Here is a 7581-nt window from a genome sequence, read left to right on the forward strand (position 1 = left end):
TTGTCGGGGTGAGAACGTCGCGTTCAACGCTGCGGCGCGGTGGCGCTGCGCACCAGCGCCACGTGCGCGGGGAGAAATCGGAAGTCGCTGTCCAGCGGCATGTCCAGCGTGAGCATTCCGCCGGCGGCATTCGCATCGGCGATCCAGCTGCGCACCTGCGCCGCCGAGAAGCGCGGCGCGCTCGGCTGGGCCCACGACTTGCCCAGCGGCGTGAGCACGTGCAGCTTGAGTTCGGAGGGCGGCGACGCCAGGCGCGCGGCGGGCTGCAGCAACTCGCCCGCCATGAGGTTCTGGCACGGCGCGCTCTTCAGGCTGAAGCGCGCCGGGCCCTCGCCCGCGTTGAAGGCCAGCCAGCGATTCGAGGCGCCGCTGCGTGTGGCCGCGCAGAACTTGTTCCAGTCTTCGGCCGTCATGCCCGTGGTGTTGTAGACACCGTCGAACCACCAGCCGGTGGCGAGCGGGCCGTAGTGGTCCGACCAGTCCTTGATCACCGCCGACCAGGCCGAGATGAAGCGCGGCGGGGGCGGCTGTTGCTCCGACACGTCGCCCAGGCACTCCATCAGGTAGGCGTCTCCCTGCGGGGCGCGGAAGGGGAGATACAGGATCAGCGAGATGCCGTGGCGCTGCAGCGCCCGGCCGATCGCCAACGGCAGGTCGCGCGACGGGCGGTTGCGGGCGCTGCGCGGGCACAGCGTCTCCAGCGCGGCGTTGGGCGCGATGAACTGGCCGTTGTTCTGCCCGAGCGTCAGGATGAGGTAGCTCGCGCGCATCTCGGCGAGCGAGGCGGCCAGGGCCTCGACGTCGAAGCGGCCGATCTCGCCGATGGACTGCTTGTCGGGCAGGTAATGAACCATCACGCCGAAGCCGGAGTTCGCCTGCGCGGCAGGCAAGGGCGTTGCCGCACGCGCGGACGGCGTCCAGGCAGCCAGCGCGAACGCCAACGCGGCGAGCATGCGCACAAGCGCCGGCGTGCGGCGTGTATGGCGCGTCATGGCAAGGCTCCCGCGAGCGAAGCATGGCTGCGCTTGAGCGTGAAATAGCGCGTGGCCACCGCGTCCGGTGCGCAGTCGCGCGAATGCGCCCATGCCGGCCGCGAGAGCCGGTGCGCCGCCAGGTAGCGCGCGAGCGGCGCAAGGTCGATGGCCGGGCCGCCCACGAAGAACCCATAGCCCGCGAACAGCTCCCGGTGCACCGGGATGTCCGAGAGCAGCAGCGGCACGCCCAGCGTGGCCGCCTCGGCGGCCGACAGGTTGAAGCCCTCGAACGTGGACAGCGAGATGAAGGCCGCCGCGCCCCGGTAGAGGCGGAGCAGCTCGTCGCGCGAGACCAGCCCGCGGTGCCGCACGCAGGCTCGCAGCCCGGGCGCCATCGTGGCGATCATCTGCTCGACGTCGGCCGCGCCGTTGCCCGTGATGTCCAGGTAGTCGACCAGCCCCTCGCGCTGCATGCGCTCGAACAGCGCCAGGATGCCGCCGAAGTTCTTGTGCGGGTAGTAGTGATAGGCGGCGATCAGGTAGCGCCCCTCGGCCGATCCGGCGCCCGACGGAATGGACGCGCCGGCGCCGGCGCCCGCTCCCGCATCCACCGGATTGAAGATCACCGCCGCGCGCTCGCAGCGCGCGAAGTGCCGCTCGAAGTCCTGCTGGCTGCTGCGGCTGATGAAGACGACGTCGGCCGCGCTGCGCGCCGCGCGGCCCAGGCACCAGTCGAGCCACAGGCGCTTGGCGCGCGAGAAGTACTGCGGGTAGGCCTTGTACTGGAGGTCGTGCACCACCACGATCGAATCGGCGTGGCGACCGAACAAGGTGAAGGGCAGGAAGTAGTTCGGAAAGAGCGAGATCACCCGCTCGCCCGAGAACCACGCGCGCAGGCGGTGGAAGTTGTAGAGCAGCGTGTCGAGCACGAAGCGGCTCATGCCCAGCCGGCGCGCGGCCTCGTAGATGCGCGGGTGGCGTTCGCTCACCGCCTGCACCCGGTCGTCGCCCGACAGGCGCATGCTGCGCAACAGCACCTCGGCCACGTTGAGCACGCCGCCGGCCGACGTGTTCAGCCGGATGGTGTCGTAGAAGAGGTAGGTGGCCATGGTCTGACGCTTTCTCTCTTTCACGCGACAGGAGAGCCGACGGGGCCCGGCTCATGGCCGGGCCCGTGGCCGGGTCCCTCGCCGGGCTGGTGACCCGGCTGTTGCACGGGCCTGCGTGCCGTGCGGCGGAACCACGAACTCAGGCTGCCCGCCACCACGGCGGCGATCAGCCCCGATGCGGCGAACGGCCCCCAGCCCAGGATCGGGCCGCGCATGAACGGCACGTAAGCTGCCAGCAGCACCAGCGCGCACAGGTAAGTGGCGGTCAGCGCGCGGCGCGGATCGACGATGCGGTCGACCCACCGGAAGCACGCCGAGATCACGAAGCCCAGCATCGCCGGCCCCAGCAGCCCGAAGTCGAAGTACGCGGTGGTGAAGGGCGGCAGCGACAGGTTGCTCTGCGAGAAATTGGCGCCCACGGCCGACCAGGCGAGCGGGTCGAACCCCGGGAACATCTTCAGGTCGCGCGGCAGGAAGAAGGACATCGCCGAGAGCAGGTAGCGCCCGAAGCCGGCATCGGGCGAGGGCGCGCGCTCCAGCAGGCCCGCGACGACGAACATCGCATCGAAGTCCTGGCTGAACGGAAAGGTCTCCAGGCTCGCGCCCCACATGCCGTCTCGCGAGATGAGGTTCAGCACCGGCCCCACGCCCGCGATGGCGCCGAAGATCACCGCGGCCAGCGTCCAGCGGTGGCGCCGCGCGATCGCATGGATGAGCAGCGGCAGCAGCCCGATCAGGATGACCTGCCGCGCCGTGTTGACCGGGTTGGCGGCCAGCGCGGCCAGCGCGAACGCCAGCGCCGCGGCGCACCACGCCCACAGCGTGCGCTGGCGCACCGCGTGAATCGCGAGCGCGACGAAGCACACCAGCACCACCAGCTTGGGAATCGTCGAATAGACGATGTATTCGATCGGCAGGCTGTCCTCGTCGCCGATCACGCCGCGCGCCACGAAGTTCAGGTCGGGCCGGATGAAAAGGGCCGCGAACGCCGCGAGCGAGCAGCTCAGGAGAAGCAGGAACGGGTGGGCCGCGCCCGCGGCGTGCTCGGCGTGGCTCAGGCGGGGCGGCTGCGTCCGCTCGGGCATGCCCAGCCGCGCGGCCTCCACCCCGGCCATGTACAGCAGCAGGAGCATCAGCGCCTGGGTGTGCGCGGGCGTGCCGATGATGCCCACCCCCCAGAAGTCGACGTCCGCGGCGATCTGCATCGCCGGGGCGAGCGAGAAGTAGATGAGAACCACCGTGTAGTGGATCAGCAGGAACACGCTGTCGCCGGCCGCGCCGAGCATCGACAGCTGCACCGCCGCGAGCACGAACACGGCCGCGTAGCCCCAGACGGGGTCGACCAGCCCGCACAGCACGGTGCAGACGATGCCGAACCAGAAGACGAGGGTTCTCATGGCAGCTTCCGTTCGGGTTTCAGGCGTGCTCGACCGTGGCTTCGACCGGCCGGATGGCCTTCTGGTAGTCCGCGTAGGTGCGGCGCAGCCCTTCGGCCAGCGGCACCGTGGCGCGCCATCCGAAGGTGGCCGCGCGCGAGACGTCCAGCAGCTTTCGCGGCGCGCCGTCGGGCTGCGCGAGGTCGTAGCGGATGCTGCCCTCGTAGCCCACCGTTTCGCGGATGTGCTCCACCAGCTCGGCGATCGACACGTCCTCGCCGGTGCCCAGGTTGATGTGCCCGCGCATCGGGTCGGTGTGCTCGTCGTAGGCCGCGCGCGTGAGGTTCATCACGTCCAGGCACCCCTCGACCATGTCGTCCACGTACAGGAACTCGCGGCGCGCGCGGCCGCTGCCCCAGATCAGCACGCTCGGCGCGCGGCTGATCTTGGCCAGGTGAAAGCGCTGGATCAGCGCGGGCACCACGTGGCTGTTCTCCAGGTGGTAGTTGTCGCCGGGGCCGTACAGGTTGCTCGGCATCACGCTGCGGTAGTCGATGCCGTGCGTGGCGCCGTACTGCCGGTTGTAGCTCTCGCACAGCTTGATGCCCGCGATCTTGGCGATCGCGTAGGGCTCGTTGGTCGGCTCCAGCTTGCCGGTGAGCAGGGCGTCCTCGCGGATCGGCTGGTCTGCCAGGCGCGGGTAGATGCAGCTGGAGCCCAGGAACAGCAGCCGCTTCACGTCGGCGACGAAGGCCTGGTGCGTGATGTTCGCCGCGATCAGCAGGTTCTCGTAGATGAACTGCGCCGGGTAGGTCATGTTGGCGTGGATGCCGCCGACCTTGGCCGCGGCCACGTAGACCTGGTCGATGGGCTCGCTCGCGAAGAAGCGCGCGACCGCCGCCTGGTCCAGGAGGTCCAGCTCCGCGCGGGTCCGCGTCACCACCTCGTGGCCGAGTTCGACCAGGCGCCTCGTGAGCGTCTGGCCCACCATGCCGCGATGACCTGCTACATAGATACGCATATCGTTCTTTCGGTGAATGAGTTGATGAATTCAGGAGAGGAAAAAGGGCGGCCGGGCCTCAGCGCGACCCGCGCGCGCCGGCCACGACACGGAAGGTCTTCAGAACGATCACGATGTCGCGCAGCACCGACAGCGTGGCCACGTACTCCGCGTCCATCGCCGCGCGCCGGCGGTAGCTCACCTCGTTGCGGCCGCTGATCTGCCAGAGGCCGGTGATGCCCGGTCGCACCGCGCAGTAGTGCGCCCAGTACGGCCCGTACAGGTCCTTCTGCGCGAACATGCAGGGGCGCGGGCCGACCATGCTCATGTCGCCCATGAGCACGTTCCAGAACTGCGGGAACTCGTCGATGCTGTACTTGCGCAGGATCGCGCCGAAGCGGGTGATGCGCGGGTCGTGCTCCAGCTTCTGGAACACCTGCCATTCGCGCCACGCCTCCTCGTTGTCCCGCAGGTGCCGCGCCAGCACCGCCTCGGCGTCGGGCACCATGGTGCGGAACTTGAGGAAGCGGAAGACCTTGCCGTCCTTGCCGTAGCGCGGCTGCATGTAGATGGCCGGGCTGCCCGAGGTCAGCAGCACGCCCGCCCAGATGAGCGCATAGGCCCAGCCGAAGAACAGGAAGAAAGCGCTCGCCATCAGGATGTCCACGGCGCGCTTGGCAACCTGCAGCCGCCGCGAGCCGCCCAGCGGCGCAGGCGGCGCGGGCAGCGCCGCGGCACCGGGCTTTGCCGCGGTGCGGTGCTGCGTGCCGGAGCGGAGCGTGTTCATGATGCGGCGTGCTCCGGCTCGTTGCGCTGGATCTGCGCGCTGGCGGGGGTGTGGCCCACCGCGGGATAGGCATGCGGGCGGAAGCGGTAGAGGCCGTACCCGTAGCCGTAGCTGCCGTAGTGGCGCTGGCGCATGTCCAGCCCGTTGAGCACCACGCCGTGGAACGACGCCCCCACGTGCGCGAGCCGCCTGGCGCTCTCCACCATGTCGCCCAGCTGGCTGTCGCCCGCGCGGGCCACCAGCAGCAGCGTGCCCATACCCGAGGCCATCGCGACGGTCTCGGTGGCCAGCAGGATCGGCGGAGCGTCGATCACCACCGTGTCATAGCGCGCGGACAGGGTCTCCAGCAGCTTCGCGAAGGCATCGCTCGACAACGCGGCGGACGGGTCCTGCGGCAGCGTGCCGCTGGTGATCACGTCCAGGTTCGGCAGCACGTGCGTCTGGATCGTTCGCAGCAGCGTCGCCTCGCCCGCGATCAGCTCCGCCAGGCCGTCTTCCTGCTCCAGCCCGAACGGGCCCGCGAGGTTGCCGCGGCGCATGTCGGCGTCGATCAGCAGCACGCGCTTGCCCGAAGCCGCGAGCACCGCCGCGAAGTTCGCCGACACGAAGCTCTTGCCCGCGCCCGGCGTGGCGCTGGTCATCAGGATGCGGTTGTTCGGCGCACCGAGCATCACGAAGCTCAGCGTGGTGCGCAGGCGCCGCACGCCCTCCAGCGCCGGGTCTTCCGGATGCGTCGCCGCGAGCAGCTGCACGCCGGGCCTGCCCAGGCGGATCGCGCGGTCCAGCGCGGGCTGATGCGTGCTCAGCGCGATCGTGCTGTAGACGGCCAGGCCCGTGTGCGCCTCGATCTCGTCGGGGTTGGCGACCGTGCTCTTGAGCATCTTGCGCAGGATCGCGGCGGCCGAGCCCAGGAAGAGTCCCGCGGCCAGCGCCAGCGCCATCACGATGGCCGCCTTGGGCCGCACGGGCTTCTCGGGCAGGAGCGCCGGATCGAGCACGCGCACGTTGCCGATGCGGCCTTCGCGCGCCAGGCGAGCCTGCAGCGAGCTGTTGAGCAGCGACGCGTAGAGGTCGGTGTTGACCTTGATGTCGCGCTGCATGCGCACCGAGTTCTGCTGCAGCATCGGCATGCGGCGGATGCGGGCGTCCACCGTGCCGAGCTCCTTGCGCAGCGACGCGATCTGCGCGTCCAGCGTCACCACCGTCGGGTGCAGCGCGGTGAAGCGGCTCGCTAGGTCCAGGCGCTTGAGACGCGCATCGAAGAGCTTGGACTGCAGGTCGACGTTCTGCGCCAGGGCATTGCGCGCCTCGTCGTCCAGGCTCACGGTGCCGTTCTGGTTGCGGTACTGGTTGTAGACCTCCTCCGACTGCTCCAGCTGCTGCCTGAATTTCGGCAGCTCGGTGCCCAGGAAGTTGACGGTGCGCTCGGCCTGCGCCGTCTTCTGGTCGATGTTCTGCCGCACGTAGAGGCGCGAGACCTCGTTGAGCAGGTCGGTCAGCTGCATGGGGTTGCCGGTCTGCCAGCTCACGTCCATCACGCCGGACTGCTTGCCTTTCTCGATCACGCGCAGGTCGCGCTGCAGGTCGAGCAGCACGAGCTGCTTGGAGCGCCGCGTCAGCTCGAAGGCAGCGCCGGGGAGCGCTTCGAACGACGCCACCAGGAGGTTGATCGAGCCGCCCGGCACGCTGGCTTCCAGCGGTACGCCGACGCGACCCTGCAGCGGCGCGGCGAGATCGGGATGCGTGAGCGTGTAGCTGCCGTCGGCGCCCGTCGTCAGCAGGAAGCGCTTGCCCTCCAGGTCCGAAGGCACGTCCATCCGCGCGACCGAGATCCGCTCGGTGCCGCTGACGTAGCCGCCCATGCCCAGGAAGCCGGGCGTCGAGAGCCCTTTCGAATGCCGCGCCATGAAGGCACCCACGAGCGGCAGGTAGTGCGGCTGCGCAGTGATGAACAGCCGGGTGTTCTCGATCGCCTGGCCCAGCACCAGCCGCGACTTCATGATCTCGGCCTCGCCCGAGGTGGGCGTCTTCACGCTCACGCCGTTGACCGCGGCATCGGCGGGGCTGCCCGAGCGGTCGGGGTCCTCGACCTGGATCAGCACGTTCGACTCGTACACCCGCGGCCCGAAGAGCGCATAGCACGCCCCCAGCACCAGCGCTACGGCGGTGACCGCCGCGATCAGCCATCGATGGTCCAACAGGATGTCGATGTATTCCCGCAGGCCTGAGCGGGGCCGCTCGGGTTCTGCGCCTAGGGGAGCGGGGAGCGGGGGGTACCAGCGCGCGTTCATGGGAGTCACCTTCTTTCCGTTTTGCGGGGGGCGGGGGGCGGTGC

6 protein-coding genes are annotated in these 7581 nt (G+C 69.7%); all 6 read right to left on the reverse strand.

Going from position 1 to position 7581, the window contains the following annotated elements; translation table 11 throughout:
• Positions 1-23: 23 nt before the first annotated feature.
• From RT97_RS17190 to RT97_RS17215, 6 genes are read right to left on the reverse strand one after another with little or no spacing between them, the layout of a single operon-like run.
• Positions 24-992: a hypothetical protein gene (locus tag RT97_RS17190; RefSeq protein ID WP_155403829.1), complete on the reverse strand. Its 969-nt coding sequence runs from the start codon at positions 990-992 to the stop codon at positions 24-26.
• Positions 989-2083, reverse strand: coding sequence for a glycosyltransferase (locus RT97_RS17195; RefSeq protein ID WP_042580006.1), 1095 nt, complete (start codon positions 2081-2083; stop codon positions 989-991). The genes RT97_RS17190 and RT97_RS17195 overlap by 4 nt, the downstream gene beginning before the upstream one ends.
• 20 nt (positions 2084-2103) lie before the next feature.
• Positions 2104-3480: a hypothetical protein gene (locus RT97_RS17200; protein WP_253278252.1), complete on the reverse strand. Its 1377-nt coding sequence runs from the start codon at positions 3478-3480 to the stop codon at positions 2104-2106.
• Between the two features lie 19 nt (positions 3481-3499).
• Positions 3500-4480, reverse strand: a complete 981-nt coding sequence (locus RT97_RS17205) for a GDP-L-fucose synthase family protein (RefSeq protein ID WP_042580007.1) — start codon at positions 4478-4480, stop codon at positions 3500-3502.
• Between the two features lie 58 nt (positions 4481-4538).
• On the reverse strand, positions 4539-5246 hold the full coding sequence (locus RT97_RS17210; RefSeq protein ID WP_042580008.1) for a sugar transferase: 708 nt from the start codon (positions 5244-5246) through the stop codon (positions 4539-4541).
• Positions 5243-7537, reverse strand: a complete 2295-nt coding sequence (locus tag RT97_RS17215) for a polysaccharide biosynthesis tyrosine autokinase (RefSeq protein ID WP_042580009.1) — start codon at positions 7535-7537, stop codon at positions 5243-5245. The genes RT97_RS17210 and RT97_RS17215 overlap by 4 nt, the downstream gene beginning before the upstream one ends.
• Positions 7538-7581 lie beyond the last annotated feature (44 nt).

This window comes from Variovorax paradoxus (genome assembly GCF_000834655.1).
Classification (GTDB): domain Bacteria; phylum Pseudomonadota; class Gammaproteobacteria; order Burkholderiales; family Burkholderiaceae_C; genus Variovorax; species Variovorax paradoxus_F.

Coding starts and splice junctions, on each gene's coding strand:
- RT97_RS17190 (WP_155403829.1), bottom strand. CDS start 992: ATGACGCGCCATACACGCCGCACGCCGGCGCTTGTGCGCATGCTCGCC.
- RT97_RS17195 (WP_042580006.1), bottom strand. CDS start 2,083: ATGGCCACCTACCTCTTCTACGACACCATCCGGCTGAACACGTCGGCC.
- RT97_RS17200 (WP_253278252.1), bottom strand. CDS start 3,480: ATGAGAACCCTCGTCTTCTGGTTCGGCATCGTCTGCACCGTGCTGTGC.
- RT97_RS17205 (WP_042580007.1), bottom strand. CDS start 4,480: ATGCGTATCTATGTAGCAGGTCATCGCGGCATGGTGGGCCAGACGCTC.
- RT97_RS17210 (WP_042580008.1), bottom strand. CDS start 5,246: ATGAACACGCTCCGCTCCGGCACGCAGCACCGCACCGCGGCAAAGCCC.
- RT97_RS17215 (WP_042580009.1), bottom strand. CDS start 7,537: ATGAACGCGCGCTGGTACCCCCCGCTCCCCGCTCCCCTAGGCGCAGAA.